This window comes from Undibacterium sp. SXout7W (assembly GCF_049339385.1).
GTDB lineage: Bacteria > Pseudomonadota > Gammaproteobacteria > Burkholderiales > Burkholderiaceae_D > Undibacterium.
Map to the genome: position 1 here is coordinate 1 of NZ_JBMPPF010000166.1, position 282 is coordinate 282.

1 protein-coding gene is annotated in these 282 nt (G+C 47.2%); it reads left to right on the plus strand.

Annotated features, from left to right (window positions below; all coding sequences use genetic code 11):
* Positions 1-44: 44 nt before the first annotated feature.
* On the plus strand, positions 45-282 hold a 238-nt coding region (locus ACO0LB_RS20955; protein ID WP_423052682.1), incomplete at its 3' end, for a hypothetical protein.

Genomic DNA, 282 nt, shown 5'->3' on the forward strand with positions numbered 1-282 from the left:
TACCCACTTTGCGGGGTCAATTAGGTGAGCTATATCAAGATGGTATGCGTCGCCAAGCTGGTAATAATGGCTTTGGTATCCCAGTTTCGTTTAATGCCGTTGAGCAAATTGATGTAGTCAAAGGTGCGCCACCGGTTTTGCTCGGTAGCAGTCAGCGTAATGGTGGTTTTGTTAATTTACACTCAAAGACAGCGAGTACTCATGCCTCTCAAGGTAAACTCGTACTCTCAGCAGGACGATGGGATAAGTACAGTGCCCAGCTTGATTACTCAGCCCCGATTG